Annotated in this window: 18 protein-coding genes, 2 pseudogenes and 1 riboswitch; of the genes and pseudogenes, 14 read left to right on the top strand and 6 right to left on the bottom strand. The window is 64.0% G+C overall.

Annotation, left to right across the window (positions count from 1 at the left end; genetic code table 11):
• The first annotated feature begins 1142 nt into the window (after window positions 1-1142).
• Complete coding sequence (locus tag JG743_RS34205) at window positions 1143-1574, top strand: porin (protein ID WP_244672867.1); 432 nt, start codon at window positions 1143-1145, stop codon at window positions 1572-1574.
• A 14-nt stretch (window positions 1575-1588) separates the two neighbouring features.
• A complete protein-coding gene (locus JG743_RS22320) occupies window positions 1589-2092 on the top strand; it encodes a porin (protein ID WP_202292899.1) in 504 nt (167 codons plus the stop codon).
• 54 nt (window positions 2093-2146) lie between these two features.
• Here the strand turns inward: JG743_RS22320 and JG743_RS22315 are convergent, their stop codons facing one another.
• Window positions 2147-2497, bottom strand: coding sequence for a hypothetical protein (locus JG743_RS22315; RefSeq protein ID WP_202292898.1), 351 nt, complete (start codon window positions 2495-2497; stop codon window positions 2147-2149).
• A gap of 210 nt (window positions 2498-2707) precedes the next feature.
• Window positions 2708-2820: riboswitch (TPP riboswitch) on the top strand.
• Between JG743_RS22315 and JG743_RS22310 the strand changes: the two genes are divergently transcribed.
• From JG743_RS22310 to JG743_RS22295, 4 genes and pseudogenes are all read left to right on the top strand, one after another.
• Entirely contained in the window at window positions 2811-3419 is a 609-nt protein-coding gene (locus tag JG743_RS22310) for a Ykof family thiamine-binding protein (protein ID WP_202292897.1), read from the top strand. Its footprint overlaps the riboswitch before it by 10 nt.
• A 343-nt stretch (window positions 3420-3762) precedes the next feature.
• Window positions 3763-4551, top strand: a complete 789-nt coding sequence (locus tag JG743_RS22305) for an ABC transporter permease (protein ID WP_202292896.1) — start codon at window positions 3763-3765, stop codon at window positions 4549-4551.
• The gene (locus JG743_RS22300) at window positions 4548-5324 is read left to right on the top strand and encodes an ABC transporter ATP-binding protein (RefSeq protein WP_202292895.1); all 777 of its coding nucleotides are present in this window, start codon (window positions 4548-4550) and stop codon (window positions 5322-5324) included. The genes JG743_RS22305 and JG743_RS22300 overlap by 4 nt, the downstream gene beginning before the upstream one ends.
• Window positions 5325-6349 (top strand): annotated as a pseudogene (locus JG743_RS22295) (ABC transporter substrate-binding protein).
• 42 nt (window positions 6350-6391) lie between these two features.
• On the opposite strand, the gene JG743_RS22290 reads toward JG743_RS22295, so the two are convergent.
• A complete protein-coding gene (locus tag JG743_RS22290; RefSeq protein WP_202292894.1) occupies window positions 6392-7171 on the bottom strand; it encodes a hypothetical protein in 780 nt (259 codons plus the stop codon).
• 23 nt (window positions 7172-7194) lie between these two features.
• Complete coding sequence (locus tag JG743_RS22285; protein ID WP_274608546.1) at window positions 7195-9312, bottom strand: tetratricopeptide repeat protein; 2118 nt, start codon at window positions 9310-9312, stop codon at window positions 7195-7197.
• Between the two features lie 48 nt (window positions 9313-9360).
• Between JG743_RS22285 and JG743_RS34780 the strand changes: the two genes are divergently transcribed.
• Complete coding sequence (locus JG743_RS34780; RefSeq protein ID WP_244673244.1) at window positions 9361-9648, top strand: hypothetical protein; 288 nt, start codon at window positions 9361-9363, stop codon at window positions 9646-9648.
• Window positions 9649-10124: 476 nt separating this feature from the next.
• Here JG743_RS34780 and JG743_RS22280 read toward each other — a convergent pair whose 3' ends face one another.
• Window positions 10125-11174: a tetratricopeptide repeat protein gene (locus tag JG743_RS22280; RefSeq protein ID WP_202292893.1), complete on the bottom strand. Its 1050-nt coding sequence runs from the start codon at window positions 11172-11174 to the stop codon at window positions 10125-10127.
• A 208-nt stretch (window positions 11175-11382) separates the two neighbouring features.
• Here JG743_RS22280 and JG743_RS22275 point away from each other — a divergent pair, with 208 nt between their 5' ends.
• Complete coding sequence (locus JG743_RS22275; protein ID WP_202292892.1) at window positions 11383-11982, top strand: hypothetical protein; 600 nt, start codon at window positions 11383-11385, stop codon at window positions 11980-11982.
• 3 nt (window positions 11983-11985) lie between these two features.
• Here JG743_RS22275 and JG743_RS22270 read toward each other — a convergent pair whose 3' ends face one another.
• A complete protein-coding gene (locus tag JG743_RS22270; RefSeq protein WP_202292891.1) occupies window positions 11986-12618 on the bottom strand; it encodes a LexA family transcriptional regulator in 633 nt (210 codons plus the stop codon).
• Between the two features lie 208 nt (window positions 12619-12826).
• Here JG743_RS22270 and JG743_RS22265 point away from each other — a divergent pair, with 208 nt between their 5' ends.
• From JG743_RS22265 to JG743_RS22240, 6 genes are all read left to right on the top strand, one after another.
• Window positions 12827-13165, top strand: coding sequence for a hypothetical protein (locus JG743_RS22265; RefSeq protein ID WP_202292890.1), 339 nt, complete (start codon window positions 12827-12829; stop codon window positions 13163-13165).
• Between the two features lie 86 nt (window positions 13166-13251).
• A complete protein-coding gene (locus tag JG743_RS22260; RefSeq protein ID WP_244672866.1) occupies window positions 13252-14058 on the top strand; it encodes a GcrA cell cycle regulator in 807 nt (268 codons plus the stop codon).
• Between the two features lie 182 nt (window positions 14059-14240).
• On the top strand, window positions 14241-14834 hold the full coding sequence (locus JG743_RS22255) for a DUF6456 domain-containing protein (RefSeq protein WP_202292888.1): 594 nt from the start codon (window positions 14241-14243) through the stop codon (window positions 14832-14834).
• A 230-nt stretch (window positions 14835-15064) separates the two neighbouring features.
• Complete coding sequence (locus tag JG743_RS22250) at window positions 15065-15499, top strand: hypothetical protein (protein ID WP_202292887.1); 435 nt, start codon at window positions 15065-15067, stop codon at window positions 15497-15499.
• An 87-nt stretch (window positions 15500-15586) separates the two neighbouring features.
• Window positions 15587-15883, top strand: a complete 297-nt coding sequence (locus tag JG743_RS22245) for a hypothetical protein (protein ID WP_202292886.1) — start codon at window positions 15587-15589, stop codon at window positions 15881-15883.
• A complete protein-coding gene (locus JG743_RS22240) occupies window positions 15880-16338 on the top strand; it encodes a hypothetical protein (RefSeq protein WP_202292885.1) in 459 nt (152 codons plus the stop codon). The genes JG743_RS22245 and JG743_RS22240 overlap by 4 nt, the downstream gene beginning before the upstream one ends.
• 26 nt (window positions 16339-16364) lie before the next feature.
• Here the strand turns inward: JG743_RS22240 and JG743_RS22235 are convergent.
• Window positions 16365-17647 (bottom strand): annotated as a pseudogene (locus JG743_RS22235) (DUF763 domain-containing protein).
• Window positions 17648-17668 lie beyond the last annotated feature (21 nt).

The raw sequence follows: 17668 nt of genomic DNA, 5'->3' as shown, positions 1-17668 counted from the left end.
TTGCAACGCCGTCAATGAGAGCGCCAGCCCCATCTTGACCAAGGTAAGGGAGTGAAATGGCCGGTGCAGTCGGGCGCTCGTTGCTAGATCTATCGCACCGCACCGGCCTTTTTGCGGGAAAGGAAGAAGCCCCAGCCCCCGCATGACTAATCTATTAGAATATTAGGGATCACTCAATTAAGACTGAGTGCCCTAGTTCAGTCGGCCTAAAAGCACCTTTTTTGGCTGATGCATGTCGGCGACCGGACGGAACATTGGCCGCATCGAATGGTTGAGGTGTTGCGTCGGACGTCGCTGCTTGGCGTCCCGCGCTGGCTGGTGGACAAAACACCAGCCGGCCCGCGTCATCGGTCCCTCCGTGGCGCGGGCTTTTCGCGACAATGCCCATCTGACCAAAGCGCTCGCGCCAGAGCGGCCTTCCGAACACCAGGAAAATGCCGCCGGCGAGAGACGTCAACAGCAGCAAGGCGAGGGCGCTCGCTATCATGTCTCCCAGGCGCATGGGATCACTGCGTGGGCGGGTGCCCGCCGACACACGGGGGACGATGGACGGGCACCCGATGACCGCCGATGAAGGGACGTAATCCGGTGGTCCGCTTACCAATGAGTTGGCAAGGCTCCGGTTTCCTTGAAAATGACAGCTTGGCCTTCTGCGCGTGGCGGTGAGACTTCAGTCTCATGATCGTGGGGACCGTGGTCCGATGACGGAACGTTGCTGTACATGCTGACGGAAGGCATCGCCAAACAGTTTCCGGACAAGTTCAACGGGTGAACACCGTCTTGGATTTGTAGGGCAGGAGATAAGGTCGAACAGGCGGCGCCGAGCCTTCGGCACCACCTGAAGGCAAGCTTAAGAATATTAGAATGCATGCGATTGGTTTGGTTGAGCGCGCGGGGGATTTACTAGTGTAGCGAGACATCCGGCGCGGCATCGCCGCAACATGCGCGATGCAAACCAAAATACACCCAGTAAAAGTCATGTATTGACCTGATCGCGCCGTTGACACCGCACGCGCCCGCGTGCGCCTTTTCGCGCCAGGGTTTTTTCGGCAACGAGCTTCGGGGTAGGGGCAATGCAAGGCATCAACCGGTTCATTTCATTTGTGTTTGTGGCCGCGGCAGGCGGTCTGTCGGCGCCAGCCTTGGCGGCGCCGGTGGAGTATGTCCGTGTGTGCTCGCTCTATGGCGCGCGATACTACTACAGCCCCGGCACGGATACCTGCATCAACGCCGATACCGGCGAGACGCGCCGCGCCACCGAAGATGGCGTCGTCGTGGGGAAAACCGCACTGGCAAGCAAGGTCGACGACATTGACGGCCGTGTCGCCCGCGCCTTCGAAAGCGCCTCGGTGGCCTCGGCGCTGACCAGTCCGGATTTCGTCCATGGCGAGCATTTTGGCGTGCGCGTCAACTGGGGCAATGCCGGCCAGTCCAATGCCATGGGCGTCACCGGAGCGGCCGTGCTGGGCGAGGGCTTCCTGCCCAGCGGCACCGGCCGGCTGACCGGCGCGGCGGGCGTCGCCTTCTCGGGCAAGACCGTCGGCGGCAATGCCGGCCTGCAGCTCACCTGGTAAGGCCGGGGGCCATCATGCTCAGATATCTTCTTGCGCCGGCGATGCTCGGCGCGCTCTGCGGCCTGTCGGCGCCGGCGCTGGCGAAGCCGGTCGAATACGTCAAATTGTGCTATGCCTACGGTGCCAACTACTATTACAGCCCCGGCACCGACACCTGCATCAACGCCCAGACCGGCGACACCAGGAAGGAGGTCGATGACGGCAATGGCGGCACCACCACCGTCACCGGCAAGACCGCGTTGGCCAGCCATGTCGACGACATCGACAACCGCGTCACCCGCGCCTTCGAGAACGCCTCGATCTCGGCCGCCCTTGCCGCGCCGGATCTCGTCCAGGGCGAGCATTTCGGCCTGCGCGTCAACTGGGGCAATGCCGGCGGCGCCGACGCCTTCGGCTTCACCGGAGCTGCGGTGCTGAGCGAAGGCTTTGCCCATGGCGGCCGGCTGACCGGGACGATGGGCATCGCCTTCTCCAGCGGCACCGTCGGCGGCAATGCGGGGCTGCAGTTCAGCTGGTAGGGAGGCATCTGACCTTCTCGCCCTTGTGGGGTGAGAAGGGGAAGCGCCCGCCCTTCAAGCCTCCCACGCATCGCTCGACAGCGCAAACCTGACGCCCGCCGCCGTCATCGCGAGCTCGCATTCGGTGATGGCGCGCAGGTTGCGCAGATAGCGTGCCACGGTTTGGGGCAGCCAGCCGGCACAGGCCTCGACATAGGCGCGGCTGTGGACCAGCGTGCCGGTCGACAGGCGTTCGTCCTTCTCGGCGATGACCTTCAGGTACTGGCGGATGAAGCGGATGTCCTCGGCGATGTCCTGGCTGGCCATCCGCCAGGCGCCGGCGAGGCGTTCGCGCTGCTCGAGCGGCAGTGGCGACAAAAGCGGGCGGGAGAGGTCGGCGAAGGCGGCGTGGTTCGCGGTATTCAAGGAGGTCCCTCCGGAGAAGAAGGGAAATATCGTACTTTACGTACGAATATCGGTCAAGCAACATTCGTACAAATTGAACGATTGGATGGCTGCGAGAAACCCGCAAAAATCTTGTGACGCGCCATCTCCCCCTAGGGGGAGATGAGGCGCTTGGTCTGACGGAGGCCGCCAAAAACCGCTTCCCCAAGCCTCCAAACAGTGCTTTAACCGCCGCATCCACAGGGGTGCTCCGTACGGTCGGGGCTGAGATGGGGGCGGCAAGCCTCCGGACCCTAAAGCTGATCTGGATAATACCAGCGGAGCGAGGCGGGCCATGTTTTCCGGCGCACAGATTTCCCTTTATCCGATGGCCGACGATTTCGTCGGCGTCATCCTCGGCGCGCTCGGCGCGCTCGATCCTTGGCGCGACAGGCTGCGGATCGAGACCGACGACATCTCGACCCTTCTGGTCGGGCCGCCCGAGGTGCTGTTCCCGGCCATGCGCGACCTGTTCGTGGCGGCGGCAAGGAGCGGCAAGCACTGCGTGCTCTCGGCGGCGGTCTCGCGCGGCTGTCCCGGCGAGCCCGACGATCCGATCTGCCGCTCCGACGAGATCGGCGGGCCGGTGATCCCGCTGGACGAGCGCAAGCTGGCCGCCATCCGCGCCGTTCAGGCGACGCCTTCGGTCGACCAGCCGGCCGCCGCCCAGTTCTCGCTCTACGTGATGGGCACTGGCGACCATATGGACGAGATCTATGGCTGCATCGACTTCCTGAAGCAGTCGGGCGTCTTCGAGCGCTCGAAGCACTTCTGCACCAAATTGCGCGGCGATGCCGGCGCGATCTTTGCCACGCTCGCCGAAGCCTTCTGCCGCTTCGGCCCCGGCGCCGGTCATGTGACCCTCGACATCACCATTTCGGCGAACAGCCCGACCGCGGTTTGAGCGGCGCGCAGGCGCTGTCGAGGATATTGTCGTGGCTGTTCCGTTCGACCCTTTGCGTGGGGGAGAGATCCCCGCATCTGACCGCTTCTCAGAAGAGGGAGCGGGGTCATCGGTGATTGGCGAAAGCCGAGGCGACGGCCAATCTCCCCCCTTGTGGGGGAGATGCCTGGCAAGGCAGAGAGGGGCGCTGTCCCGCCGGCCTGTCAGTTGGCTACATGCGCGGCGTTCGTCAGTTCCTTCAGGACAAATTTCAAAAGCTGGCGCTCCGTCACACCCCCCTCTGTCCTGCCGGACATCTCCCCCGCAAGGGGGGAGATCAGCCTTCACCTCGACCCTCGCCAAGTTGGTTCCCGCCGCCCTCGCTTTCGCGCTGCTGCTTGCCGCATGGGAGCTCTACGCCCGCCTCGGCGGCATCGCCCCTACCGTGCTGCCGGCGCCGTCGCGCGTGCTGCTGCAGGCCTGGGAGAACCGCGAAGCGCTGGCCGAAAACACGCTTCCCACCATCCGTGCCACGGCCGCCGGCTTTGCCTGCTCGCTCTTCGCCGCCTTCATCCTCTCGGCGCTGGTCGATTTCCTGCCGCGGCTGCGGCGCGCGCTGTTTCCGCTTTTGATCGCCAGCCAGACCTTGCCGCTGGTGGCGATCGCGCCGCTGGTCGTACTCTGGTTCGGCTTCGGGCTCGCGCCAAAAATCCTGCTCGTCGCGCTCGTCACCTTCTTCCCGATGATGGTGGCGCTGGTCGAGGGTTTTGCCGCGACCGAAAAGGAGATCGCCGAGATGCTCGCCGCCATGGGGGCGGGGCGCTGGCGCATCTTCTGGCTGGCGCGGCTGCCTTCGGCGCTGCCCTATTTCTTCGCCGGCTTGAGGATCTCCATCACCTATGCCGTGGTCGGCGCGATCTTCGCCGAATATGCCGGCGCGGCGAAAGGGCTGGGCATCTACATGCTCAGCGCCAAGAACAATTTCCGGCCGGACCTCGTGCTTGCCGCAGTCGCCGTCAGTGCCGCGCTTACGCTAGCCTTGTTCGGCCTGGCCGTGCTGGTGCAGCGGCTGGCCATGCCCTGGGAAAATGCTAAGAGCGAGCGCGGCGGGCGCGATCGCAAGCCTGGACATGCCCGGGACGGGTCGCCATGACCCGGCTGGAACTCCGCGACGTGCGCAAAAGCTTCGGCGCGCTCGAGGTCCTGTCAGGCATTTCGCTTGATGTCGCGGCGGGCGAGTTCGTCTCCATCCTCGGGCCGTCGGGAGCCGGCAAGTCGACGCTGTTCCAGTTGCTCACCGGCGCGCTGAAGGGCGAGGGCGAAATGCGCTTCGACGGCGCGCCGCTCGACGACCATGGCCGCCGCTTCGCCTTCATGCCGCAGCGCGACGCGCTGATGCCGTGGCGGCGCATCATCGACAACGCCACGCTCGGGCTGGAGGTGCAGGGCGTGCGCCGTCGGGCGGCGCGCGAGCGCGTGGCGCCGCTGTTTGCCGAGTTCGGCCTCGCCGGCTTCGAACGCGCCTGGCCGGCCGAGCTTTCCGGCGGAATGCGCCAGCGCGCGGCGCTGTTGCGCACCGTGGTGCAGCAACGCGACATGCTGCTGCTCGACGAGCCTTTTGGAGCGCTGGATGCGCTCACCCGCGCCGCCATGCAGCGCTGGCTGGAGAAGATGTGGCGGAGCCACCGCTGGACGGCGTTGCTCATCACCCATGACGTGCGCGAGGCCGTGCTTCTGTCAGACCGCATCTATGTGTTTTCGGCGCGGCCCGCGCGCATCGTCAGCGAGGTTGCGGTGCCGCTGCCGCGCCCGCGCTCCGAGAGCGTCGAGTTGGCCCGCGAGGCCGCGGCAATAGAGGCCGGCATCCTCGACACTCTGCTTTCCGGCGCCGGTCCCGCAAAAACCATCATCCAAAGGAGAGACTGAATGACTGACTTCACCCGCCGCCAGACGCTGTTTCTGGCACTCGCCGCCGGCCTGCCGCTTCCGGCCCTCGCTGGCGCGACTACTCGCGCCCAGGCCGCCGCGCAGAAGATCACTGTCGCGCTCGACTGGACCGCTAACACCAACCACATCGGCCTGTTCGTCGCCCGCGACAAGGGTTTCTACCGCGGTGCCGGGCTCGACGTCGAAATCCTGCCCTATGGCGACACCGGCGCCGGCACGCGGTTGCCAACCGTGTCGCCGATTTCGGCATTTCCGGGTCGCTCGGCCTGTTCACCCAGAAGAGCGCGGGCGCCGACCTGAAGGCGGTCTACGCCGTCGTCCAGTCGGAGACCGGCCGCGTCGTCTTCAACGCCGACCGTGCCGCGATCAAAGGCCCGAAGAATCTCGACGGCCTGACCTATGGCGGCTTCGGCAGCGCCTGGGAGAACGCGCTGATCTCCACCATCATCCGCCATGACGGCGGCAAGGGGATTTTTGAGACGGTGACGCTCGGCACCTCGGCCTACGAGGCGCTCGCCAATGGCGCCGTCGACTTCACGCTGGAGGTCTCGACCTGGGAAGGCGTCGAAGCGGAGCTGAAGGGCCTGAAGCAGCGCTCGTTCCGCTACGCCGACTACGGCGTGCCCGACGAGCACACCACGCTGATCGTCTCGAGCAACGCTTTCCTGTCAGCCAACCCGAAGGCGGCCGCAGCCTTCGTCGAGGCTACGCGGGCCGGCTACGCCTTCGCCGTCGACCACGCGAAAGAGGCAGGCGACCTGCTGATCGCCGCCAACAAGGACACGCTCGCCAACCCGGCGCTGGTGCATACCTCGCTGAAGGCGCTGAACGAGGGGCACTTTTTGAAGAGCGCGGCAGGCGCCATCGGCACGATGGACAAGGCGAAGATGGAGGCGATGGGCAGCTATCTGTTTGCGTCGGGGATATTGCTGGATGGCGAGGGCAAACCGCTGAAGGAAAAACCGGATTTCTCCGCCTACTTCAGCAATGATCTTCTTGCGTAAGCGTCTCGTCGGGACTTGCCAGGCAATTCCAAGGCACGGCGCCTAATTCTTCGCGAGTTCGTAGAGTAGGGCGGTTTTGATGTGCCGCCCGGGCTCGCCCGTCAGCGATAGGGCAGCCATGTAGAGTTTCGCCACAGCGGGACATAGGCCCGCGAAGTCCTGGTTCACGTTCGCGATCGCGTCCATCTCGGCAGGCGTGCCGCCGTTGCTGGTGAAGGCATCGGCCACCAGCGACCAGTCCTGATCCGCTGGCGCAGCTGCTAGCAGGCCGCTGCCTTTGGCGGCGCCAAAGGCGTGGAACAACGTCGCGCCGATCCTGTCCAGATCCGCCATGAAGTCGTCGCTGGGCGCGCTGATCGCGTCCGGCCCGTTGCGCAGATAATTGTTGCAGGTGGCCGGCGTTTCCCGCGCCATGACATGATTGAGCATGTCGAGCTGCGCGGAAAGCGCTTCCGAGGCGTTGCTGTCCGGCGTTGAAGGCAGGAGCGGTGCATATCTATGCCTCAGATCGGCGACCGCCTGTCTGCTCGCATTGCGCACCTCTAGCTCGCTCTCCGAACGGGCCGCGGCTGTGATCTTGCTGAGCATAGCATCATAGTCATCCGGAAATTCCTGGGCGATCGCCTTGAAGATCTGGAAGCCCTGCTTCTGGATCTCGGCATTGACGTCGGCTGTCGTCAGCGCCTGGGGCGCGGATGATCCCGCCACGGTCTGATAGAGATATTTGCCGCCGGCAAAGCCGAGCACCCAAGGCAGCATCTTCACCGCAACGAAAGACAAAGCGGCGACCGCCGCAACACCCAGACCCTTCCAACGCGACATCCGCCGCCCCTCCCGATACCCGTCTAGTTCAGTCCGAAACTCAACGCCTTCTTGCGGTCGGCCTCGGCACGCTTATGATTGCCCGTGGCTTCCCAAGCGCGGCTTCGGGCTTTGTAGACAATTGCGAAATCCGGTTGGAGTTTTATCGCCTGATCGAAGTCGGCGATCGCCCCGTCATAGTCTGCATTGCTGGTCCGGACTACGCCCCGGCCAAAATAGGCAACAGGGCTCTTGTGGTTGAGGCTGAGAGCTTTCTCGAAATCCTTCAGGGCCGCAGCGTCCTCATGCCTGCCCATCCACAAGATGCCTCGGTCGGCATAGACCCGCGCGTCCTTGGGATTGAGACTGATGGCCTTTGCGTAGTCCGCAAACGCTCCGTCGTAATCGCCTTGGAAACCGCGGTTCCGGCCGCGGTCGTAGTATGTCTCGGCATTGCTCGGATTGCGCGCGATCGCTTCGCTGTAATCGGCGACGGCATGACCGTAATCGCTCTTCCCCTCCCAGGCCATGGCGCGCGCTAGGTAGGCGTCGTGGAACTCTGGAAAGAGCGCAATCGCTTTGCCGTACATGGCAATGGCGCCGTCATAGTCGTTTTTTTGATGCAGCTTCCGGCCCTTGCTGAATGCTTGCGCTGCAGGCGAACCGCTGCTTGGCTTGGTCGCCGCCTCACCGGCCTGACCGGCGACCACGCCTGACTCTTTCGAGGCGCTCGCCTTCTCCCTCGCCGCCACCGCAAGCTTGCGGCCTTTGCGGGCGAGGCTCATCTGCGGATCGAGCTTCAACGCCTGATCATAATCTGCGATCGCCTTGTCGAAATCACCCTTGGCGAACCAGGCGCTGCCACGCCCGAAATAGGTCGGCGCGTAACCGGCGTCGATTTCGATTGCGCGACTGAAATCGGCAATGGCGCGATCAGCCTCCTTCTTTTTGGTCCAAGCGACGGCACGGCCGAGATAGGCGTCGTGATTGGTCGGATAAAGCGCGATAACCTTGCTGTAATCGTCGATCGCCGCGTCGTATTTGCCTTTGTCGACAAGCGATATGCCGCGCCCGATATAGGCGGACGCCCTCTTCGGATCGAGAGCGAGCGCACGGCTGTATTCAGCGATGGCGCGATCATACTTGCCCTTCTTGTAAAAGGCATCGCCGCGATCGATGACGACCTGGACGTTCTTCGGATCAGAGCCGACGGCGTCGGGCGCCGCGCCGCCTTTCTTCAACGCGGCCACCGCCGCCTCTCGGGCAGTCGCGAAGTCTGCATTATCGGGATTCAGTCTGATCGCTTGGTCGAAGTCTGCAATGGCACCTTCATAGTCTTTGCTGTCAGCCCGCTCTACGCCGCGCCCGTAATAGTTGAGGGCATCTTTCGGATCGATTTCGATCGCCGCCGAATAGGCGGTGATCGCTTGGCCGGCATCGCCCTTCGCGTGCCAGGCCATGCCCATGCAGAAATAGGCATTCATTGTCTTGGGGTCGAGTTCCGCGGCTAGGCCGCAATCGGCGAGTGCGCCTTCGTCGTCGCCTGATGTGGCCCTGGCCATGCCGCGGCGAATGCGGGCCGAGACCAGATTCGGCAGGACCCGGATCACGTTGTCATAGTCTGCAATCGCCCGATCATAGACTTGCTTGGAGTCCCAAACCTTGCCGCGGCCGAAATAGGCGAAGGGGCTATCGGGGTCGAGCGCGATTGCCTCATCATACGAGGCGATGGCCTCGTCATACTTGCCTGCGGCTGCCAGTTTGTCGCCTCGCAGTAACGCGAACAGAACGTCCGGGTTGGTCGCCTGAAGCATCTCCGACAACTGTGAAGCGGAAAACTTGTCTGTTGGCTTTGCTTTGCCTTGCCCGATTTGCTTGGCCAGGGTTTCGACGGCAGCCGCAACGGAGGGGTTCGGCTGTTGCATGTCCGGCGGCGGAGCGAGCCTGCTTTCGCCGCCGACGACCTGCTCGCCGCAGCTTCCTGTCCGATTCAGGTCGAGTTCGATGGCGCGCCGGCAATCGGCTGCCGCGCCGGCCTGATCGCCCTTGAGCATCCGGGCGCGGCTGCGGCCGAAATAGGCGTCGGCATTGTCGGGATCGAGGCCGATCGCCTTGTCGAAATCGAGCAGCGCGCCCTCGACGCCATATTTCGACAGCCGCATCTGGGCGCGCTCGAGCAGAGTTCCGGCGGTCGCCGGATCCCTGTTTGCTTGCGCGACAGCCGGCTTGCCTTGTTCGCCGGGCAAGTGTTCCCAGCACGTGCCGGCGCGCTTCGGATCGAGCTCGACGGCTCGCCGGCAGTCGCCGACGGCGAGGTCGAAATTGCCAACCAAGGCCTCGGCGATCGATCTGTTGTAATAGGCATCGGCGTTGTAGGGATCGAGGTGGATGACAAAGCTGAACGTGTCTATCGCGCCCTTGGGGTCGACCTGCATCTGCTGCAACCCCGATTTGAGGTTCGAGGCGATGGCGGCGGAATTATCCTGCTTGGCGTATAGTTGCGGCGGCTCGTAGGTGGCAGGCGGGGTAGGCTTGGCCGCCTGCGGCATGGCGGGTACAGGGACATAAGCCTGACTGGTCGCATCGGGGATTTCCGCGCTGTCCTCGGCGATAGGCGTGCAGGCGGCGATCTGCTGGTCCGCAGGAACCTTGCCGTCGCTGAAGCATGCGGCGTAGTCCTTGCCAGCCGCGAATGCCGGACCGACTGGTCCGGCGAGCATCGCCAGCCCGGCCAGCACCAGCCGTAAAGAGCAATGGCGCGAACGCCATGCAGCTAATGCGCGCGCAAACGCGCCTGTCCGGCGTGACATTGGTGATCCTCCCCCCGATACTGCATCTGTCGCTGCAGTTACTGTATAGTTCTCATTTTGTTCCAGAATGCAAGCACAAATTGCAGTGGCTGGATTGCGCGCCCGGCCTGAGCCAAGCGAAGGCACTGGAGGCGCGAAGGAACGCGACCTTCCTGCCTGGCCACCTACTTCCCGCCAAGGCCAGCCGCCATCTTCCGGTCGGCCTCGGCGCGTTCGCGGTTCCCCTTCGCCTTCCAGGAGGCGCTTCGGGCGCTGTAGAAATCGGCCGATTTCTGATTGAGTGCGATTGCCTGGTCGTAGTCGACGATGGTCTGGTCGTGATCACCCTTGTGCGCCCAGGCGAAGCCCAGCGCGTAGTACGCATCGGCTAGCTTCGGGTCGAGGTCCACGGCCTTGTCGTAGTCGGCGATCGCGCGGTCGTCGTCGCCCTTGTTTGACCAGGCTAGACCCCGGCCGTAATAGGCGTAGGCGCGTTTCGGATCGAGGTCGATGGCCACGTTGAAATCGGCGATGGCGCGGTCGTAGTCGCCTTTGCCGCCCCAGCTCAGGCCACGATTTTCATAGACCCCGATGAGTGTCGGATCGAAGGCAATGGCCTGGTTGTAGTCGGCGATGGCGTGATCGAAGGCGCCCTCCGCCGCCCATGCGCCGCCGCGGTTGAGGTATGCGGATGCGTTCTTGGGGTCGGCGATGATCGCCAGGTTGTAATCCGCGATGGCCCGGTCATTGTCGCCCTTGTACGACCAGACAAGGCCCCGGTTGTTGTAAGCAGCGCTGCTTTTCGGGTCGAAGGCGATCGCCTGACCGTGATCGGCAATGGCCCGGTCGTAATCGCCCTTCGTGGCCCAGTCGTAGCCGCGGTTGTAGTAAGCCGATGCGTATTCAGGATTGAGGCCTATCGCCTGGTCGCTATCGGCGATGGCGCGGTCGAGATCGCCTTCCATGGACCAGGCGTAGGCGCGCTTGAAGTAGGCTGTCGCGCGCCTGTCAGGACCCTCGGCCTGGTTATCGATGATTTGCGTGCAGGCTTCGAGCCGGCGGGCCGGATCGGCCGCATTGCCGATGCAGGCCGCATAGGCGAGATTGCTGGCAATTCCCATCGCGCCGCGGACATCCAGCGCGGCGAGGCCGGTCAGCAGCAGCAACAGCAGAAGGCGCCATTTTCGCACCAGCCGTATCAGCCGGCTTTCGCCCACGCCTTCCCGGTTCGTCATTTCGCCGGTTCTCCCCCGAAAACCATTGACCTCGGCCGACGATCGGCATGCAAGCAGAAATTTCCGTATCGAGAAAGAGCATCTTTCGGATTTCGTGAGCTATTTCACGAAGGCCATTTGGCGGGAGCCAAGAAACACTTGACCTGTCCTAGCATCGTCCAAATATGATGTGATGCATTTGGGTGAGTGCTGGGGGCGAGTCTTCGAAATGGAAATGACGCTCAGTGATGGGGCTCTTGCCTCATACTCATGCGGCGTGCGCTTCTTGGATGCCTATCTGGCGGCCGCGCTTTTCTGTGGGACAGGCGCCGCAGTGCTCTTCCTGATCCTGAACGGATTCCTCACAGTCATGGAAAGGACGGCTCAAGAGAAGGCCGTTCGATACGCCCAATACAGCTTTAGCTCCGAGAACGCCGCTTTCCTTCACTATCCCATGACCAGGACGACAACCAGAGTGCTGCTTGGCATTGCCGTGGCAGGTGTTCTTTTGATTTCCTTCGTCTTATCGCTATCCCCTTTGCGAGCGCGGCTGTTTGCCACCGAGACGTCGATCATCGAAACCGGTTGCCACGTCCTAAAGCCCTACCGCGAGGTCTTTGACCGCAACCTCGTCGAGTTTCAATATCAGTACGGTCGAGGCAAAGGTGGCTTCGACGCGCTTGAGATCAGTCAAACGGGCAAGCGCTCGTTGAGTGTCGATCTGCGCGGCAGCCCCTACCTCAAGAACCTGGTTGCGTTGGCGCCTGAAGCGATGAACCGCTACTTCGATGAGTTGAAAGCCGAAGGCAAAGCCCTGCCGCAGCTGTAACGCTCACATATCGATCATCGACCGCTTCACCCGGCCGATGATGGTGATCGCTCCCTCCAGCTCCGGCGGCGGGATGTCGAGATAGGACGCTGGCTGGAAGGGCGGGGTGTCGTTGGGGCGCCAGCGCTTGTAGGTGGCGCGTCCCGTCTCGTCCGAGATCACGTAGCAGCCATTGGTCACCAGCCGCTTGTCGCGCAGGTTGACGAAGATGATCGAATCCGGTGGCGAGATCTTGTTCATCGATGGCCCGTCGACGCGCAGCGCGATCCACTCGCCTTCCTCGAGGTCGGCGGTGGGGATGGTCGGATAGTCGGAGAGGTTGACGACGCCGTCCTGGCTGCCGAGCTCGCCGGCGCTGATCCAGGACACGATCGGCACGTCGACGGTGACCGGCGAGGGCGCAAGGCTGACCGGCGCGGCCTCGCTGCCGTCGGCATTGAACAGCAGCCAGCCGGGGTCGACGTTGAACAGGCGGCCGTATTTCTCCGCCGCCTTGCGCGACAGCGGCCGGTTGCCGTTCTCGTGGCTGATCAGCGTGTTCTTGTTGATGTCGCGCAGCGCCCGCGCCGCGTCGCTGGGCGAGGCATAGCCGGCCTGGGCGCGCGCCTGCTGCAGTCTGTGCCGAGAATCCATCATCGTACAAAATGCCCAAAAATTGTCGTCCAAAGTGTACGATTTCGCTTGCGCACCATTCGTACATAACGTACGCTTAGCGCATGAATGAGCATCCCGCAAGCATTTCCGCATTGCCTACGAGCGTTTCGGCTCTGCCCACGAGCGTCTCTGAGCTGCCCATGAGCATTTCGGGGCCGGCCGGCCATCGCGCGCCGCAAGGGGAGGCGGCATGAGCGTGCATTTCCAATCGCCTTCTCAATCCAGATCGTCCGGGCTGTCCTCCTCCCCGGTCCGGACGAACACCGGGACCTTCGTCCCGGATCCGGTCGAACCGCCCGCACCCCGGTCGGCCGGAACGGCCGGAGCCGCTCCTCCCCCGGCTCCGGCCCCCTGTCTTTGCCAGGCCGCCAGCCCGCCGCGGGCCGACGCCACCTCCCTGATCCGCACCGAGGACGGCACCGTCATCCTCTTCGATCGCGCAACCGGCCGGGCGGTGTCCGGCCTGACCAGGCAGGCGGCCGAGGCAGCGCTTCTGCGCCTTGAGGGCGAGGCACGCGGCCCCGCCTGATCCGATCTCACCCGAACGATTTCGCGACGGCCTTCGGGCCGAACCCTGGCGCTCGCCCGCGAGGCCGCAAACCGATGGATGCCGATATGCCTGCCGCCTATACCGAGAAGGAACTCACCGAAATCGCGACATGGCTGAGGGAGGGGCTTTGGGCCTCCGGCATCGCCGCGCGCTTCAGCGCGCTGCGCGGCGCGCGCGTGTCGCGCAATGCCATCATCGGCATCGTCCATCGCAACACCGGCCTGCGCGCCATCGGCTTCGCCAACCCCAAGGGTGGCCGCGCCGACGGACGGCCGAGGAAGAATGCGATGCGGCCCGATCGTCCAGGCAAGCGGAGCAGGGTTGCCGCTGGAGGGGTGACGCTCTGCGAACCGTCGGCGCTTTCCGGACACGCTCAGTTGATGGAGGGCGCCAGCGCCGAAACCGCCAATCTCCCCCCTTGTGGGGGAGATACCCGGCAGGGCAGAGGGGGGCGCTGTCCCGCCGGCATGTCCGTCATAAGGCCCTCCGCGGATGCATCCGCGATTACGGCCCGCACCACCGCCAAGCCCAGGCCAAGAAAACCCGCCCGCACGCTGCCGCCGGCATGGCTCGCGCCGGGCGGGCTGGAGCGCGAGAGATCCGAAGCGCAGCTCTACAAGATCCCAGCGGCCCCGCGGCCAACGCCGCCCGGCCGCCAGCCGCATGTCGCCGCCATGCGCTTCATCGACTGCCTGTTCGGCCGTTGCCGCGCGCCGCTCGATCTCGCGCTGGAGGAAGATCCGCAGAAGGATGCCCCGGGCGCTCGCCCCGGACCGGAGATGCTGTGCTGCGGCCTGCGCACGCGACCGACGCGCAGCTATTGCGCGCATCATCATGCACGGTTTCATGGGCATCGCGGGAGGGGCATGTGAGGGTGCGGACGCCGAAGTCGCCAATGTTCTCATGCTTCCCGCAATCCGCGCTCTGACCGTTTGAGAAGTCACGCACGCCGCTCCCCCGCTCCGTCCGCTTCGCGGCCACCTCTCCCCCCACTTTGTGGGGGCGAGGAACCCAAGTCCTGGAACACCCGCCCACAACCAACCCAAGGACCCTCATGCCCCGCAGGACCGCCAAAAAACCGCAGCCGCCGAAATTGCCGAAGGGCGAGGCCGAGCAGGTGCGCATCCGCCGCGAGGTCGGCCATGACTTCGCGCTGAAGGAAGACGCCTTCGGCCGCCAGCGCCTCACCGCCGGCACCGCCGAGGCGCGCCGCCTCTACGAGGTCTCGAACGGCGGCTACACTTCGACCGGCGGCATCGTGCGCTTGCGTAACGTCGACCCGCTGGTGGGCATCACCTCGCTCTCCCGCCAGCAGCGCGAGGCAGGAGGGCGCTTTCGCAACGATTTCGAGCGCGCCCATCGCGAGGGCCTGCAGCCCCAGTCCTGGAACGAGCGCGTCGACGGCAGCCGGGTGAACGGCATCCCCGACCGCGTGCTCAACGCCGGCCGCGCCCACGCCCATGCCGCCGCAGCCCTTGCCCACTGGGAGGTGGCCGACGTAGTGCGCAAGGTTTGCCTCGAGGGCCAGTCAGTGAAGGCCATCGCCGAACGCACCGGCGACGGGCGCGATGTGGTGGTCAAGCTGCTGAAGGTCGGGCTGGACCTGCTGGCGGTTCACTATGGGATGATGGGGCGGCGGGCGGGGTGAATATTAGAAAACACTGGTTGATGGTGGAATAACCATAATCAGCGATGGAAAAGCCAAATTGGCGAAAGACAGGTATTCATGCGATCATCTTGCGTTGTTGTTAAAGCAACGCAATCGGCGGAGCGGGACAAGGTGCTGGACTATCGCTGCAAGCAGTTGGTGCTGGTCTTTCTGCACGAGGCGCTGTGAGTTCAACTCCCATGCGGTTGAGCACCAAAAGGAGGAGCCGAATGGATGAGGGCGACGATGAAATTCTGGAGGACATAAAGAGGAATGTAGAAATCCGCATGACGCTTCTGCGCGAGAAAAAATTCGCTGAATTGCGGAAGTTCCTGGACGAGACCTATGGCGCTGAACCCGATCAACGGCACGCATATGAGTGCGAAGTTCTCTGGGAGGAAGGCAAGCAAGACCAGGCCCTGGAGGAAACGGTTGGTCGCCTGAAAAGCAGCGACTACAACGTCCACCACATCATCCTCTGCGCCACATATGCATGGAAACTTCGTCGAAAGGACGTGGCGGACTACCTGGGGCTATCATTCAAGTCCAAGGAACTCGAGACCTCGTCCATCGTGCTCGCGCAGTTCGTTTACCGGGACCTCAACGGGTTGGAGGTCAGTGACGAGATGAGACACACGGCCTGGATGTTGGGCGCTGACCAATGATGGACCGATGGGAACTGGAAAGACCATCGAGCTGGAATTCGTGATGGAGCCGGAGCACCAGCACATGCGGCTGACAGCGAGACAGACATGAAGCCATGGAAGAGGCAATTCCTGGCCCATTTCGCCATCGCCGCGGTGTCGCTGATCATGGCGCTGCTTGCCATCGGGCAAGCGGTCACGCTTGCCTGGCTGTCTCAATTTCCGGCGTCGGAGCCAAGGCTTGCATCGCTGCAGGTCGGTTTCTGGGTGTACCTGGCAATCGGTTTGATCGCGCTTGTGGCTGGTGCCGGGGCCGTCCTGCGCTGGGTCCGGCTGCAAAATAGCGGCCTGTTTCAGAATGGCGGATCGCCCAGGGGAAATGGGACTGCAGGTGAGGATCGATGAAGCTCTGGCGATTTCTTCTGGCCGCCGCGCTGGCACCGGCAACTGGCCCGATCATCTACTGTGTCGGCATGCTTGTCGGATCGGGCTATCCCTACTCAGGCCCGGGACATATGGAGAAGCTTCTGGACATCGTTCTCGTGTTCATGGCGATCAGCTATCCCGTAAGCATCGGCCTTGGGGCGCTGATCGTTGGCGCCCTTTACTTCAGGCATGGATTGGCTGGCCTGAACTGCATCGGCTGGGCTTTGCCAGCCGGCGCCGCGGCAGGTGTCATTTTCCTGTGGTCCGTTGAATCCCCGGGCTATGAATCTTCCACGTCGATCAAACTTATCGTCTGTGCCGTTTCTGCCGTAATAGGTGGGCTGACTGCCTTGACCTTCTGCCTGATCGCCGGTCTGAAAATGAAGCAGCCTGCGGACATGCCGGGCAGGGTCGAGGACTCAACGGCAGTTTGAATTTGCCGAGCTTCGGACAGGGCCGATCAAACCTCTCGCGCCGTCTTCCCCAAATTCGGCTCCTCCACCTCAGGACCCTCAGGCGCCTTCTCCCACCCAAACACACTCCGCCCGCCCAGCAGATGCGACTGGTCCATCTCCCCGGCCACGATCTCCTTCAGGCTCGGCCCCGTCACATAGCGCTCCATTCGCCGCGACTCGCCATCCAGCCGCCGCAGCGCCTGCAGCTCCTCATCCCGCCCGAGCCTCGCCTTGCTCACCGCCGATTTCAGCACCGAAATCGTCTCGTCATAGACTTTCAGCGGCACCGGGAAGGGGTGGCGGTCCTTGCCGCCGTGGGCGAGCGAGAAGCGCGCCGGGTCGGAGAAGCGGTAGGGCGCGCCGTGCACCACTTCCGACACCATGGCGAGCGCCCGCACCGTGCGCGGGCCGACGCCGGGCACAAGCAGCAGCTCGGGAAAATCCTTCGGCCCGCTCTCGATCGCCGCCGAGATGTTGCCGTGCAGGCGGCGCATGACGATGTCGCTCTCGCGCACGTCGTGATGCGCGGGCATGATCAGGTTGGGAAGCAGCGGCTGCGCGGCCGGCTCGGGCTCGGGCTGCGGTTCCAGCACCGCAAGCTCGGTCAGGATCTTCTCCGGGCTCATCGTCTTCAGAAGGGCGATCTGGCCGCCGCGCGCCTTTTCCGCGCGATGGTCGGTGAGGTTGACGATCTCGCCCTGGCGCTCGCCCTCGATCGCCGCGTGCGGCTGGTCGACAAAACTCGTCAGCCCCTCCGACAGCCAGTGGTAGCGGCGCGCCTGGCGGGCGTCGCCGTTCATGCCTTGCTGCACCACCACCCAGCGCCCGTCATCGGTGACGATGAAGCCATGCAGGTAAAGGTCGTAGCCGTCCTGCACGGCGGCGCTGTCCACCTTCGCCACCAGCCGGCTGGCGGTGGCCAGCACCGAGCCGTCGAGGCCGACGCGGTCACCGATTGCGATAAGCTCTCCCGGGGTCTTGCGCGAATGCGCGCCGCGCCCGCCGCAGACATGGATGCCGAGTTCGCCCGCGAGCGGGTTCAGGCCGCGCTTCAGCGCGCCGATGACCGAGGTGGTGATGCCGGAAGAGTGCCAGTCCATGCCATCACGGCGCCGAAGGACTGGAACCAGAAGGGATGCGCAAGCCGCCTGAGCAGCTCGTCGCGGCCGTAATGGTGGATGATGGCTTCGCACAGCACCGCGCCCAGCCGCGTCATGCGCTCACCCAGCCATTTCGGGACCCGCCCTCCATGCAGCGGCAGGTCGGCGCTGCCGCTTCGCTGCGTCACGCGATTGTCTCCCTGGATACC

The organism is Mesorhizobium sp. 131-2-1, from assembly GCF_016756535.1.
In the GTDB taxonomy this organism is placed as follows: Bacteria; Pseudomonadota; Alphaproteobacteria; order Rhizobiales; family Rhizobiaceae; genus Mesorhizobium.
The sequence above is the reverse complement of the archived record's forward strand: the minus strand, read 5'-3'. Positions and strand labels throughout refer to the sequence as shown.

Bases quoted from the DNA above. Each gene is read 5' to 3' on its own strand.
- JG743_RS22310 (WP_202292897.1), top strand. From the start codon at position 2,811: ATGTTTTCCGGCGCACAGATTTCCCTTTATCCGATGGCCGACGATTTC.
- JG743_RS22280 (WP_202292893.1), bottom strand. From the start codon at position 11,174: ATGACGAACCGGGAAGGCGTGGGCGAAAGCCGGCTGATACGGCTGGTG.
- JG743_RS22250 (WP_202292887.1), top strand. From the start codon at position 15,065: ATGGATGAGGGCGACGATGAAATTCTGGAGGACATAAAGAGGAATGTA.
- JG743_RS22270 (WP_202292891.1), bottom strand. From the start codon at position 12,618: ATGATGGATTCTCGGCACAGACTGCAGCAGGCGCGCGCCCAGGCCGGC.
- JG743_RS22300 (WP_202292895.1), top strand. From the start codon at position 4,548: ATGACCCGGCTGGAACTCCGCGACGTGCGCAAAAGCTTCGGCGCGCTC.
- JG743_RS22265 (WP_202292890.1), top strand. From the start codon at position 12,827: ATGAGCGTGCATTTCCAATCGCCTTCTCAATCCAGATCGTCCGGGCTG.
- JG743_RS22255 (WP_202292888.1), top strand. From the start codon at position 14,241: ATGCCCCGCAGGACCGCCAAAAAACCGCAGCCGCCGAAATTGCCGAAG.
- JG743_RS22290 (WP_202292894.1), bottom strand. From the start codon at position 7,171: ATGTCGCGTTGGAAGGGTCTGGGTGTTGCGGCGGTCGCCGCTTTGTCT.
- JG743_RS22240 (WP_202292885.1), top strand. From the start codon at position 15,880: ATGAAGCTCTGGCGATTTCTTCTGGCCGCCGCGCTGGCACCGGCAACT.
- JG743_RS22285 (WP_274608546.1), bottom strand. From the start codon at position 9,312: ATGCGGCTGTCGAAATATGGCGTCGAGGGCGCGCTGCTCGATTTCGAC.
- JG743_RS22245 (WP_202292886.1), top strand. From the start codon at position 15,587: ATGAAGCCATGGAAGAGGCAATTCCTGGCCCATTTCGCCATCGCCGCG.
- JG743_RS22260 (WP_244672866.1), top strand. From the start codon at position 13,252: ATGCCTGCCGCCTATACCGAGAAGGAACTCACCGAAATCGCGACATGG.
- JG743_RS22275 (WP_202292892.1), top strand. From the start codon at position 11,383: ATGGAAATGACGCTCAGTGATGGGGCTCTTGCCTCATACTCATGCGGC.
- JG743_RS22320 (WP_202292899.1), top strand. From the start codon at position 1,589: ATGCTCAGATATCTTCTTGCGCCGGCGATGCTCGGCGCGCTCTGCGGC.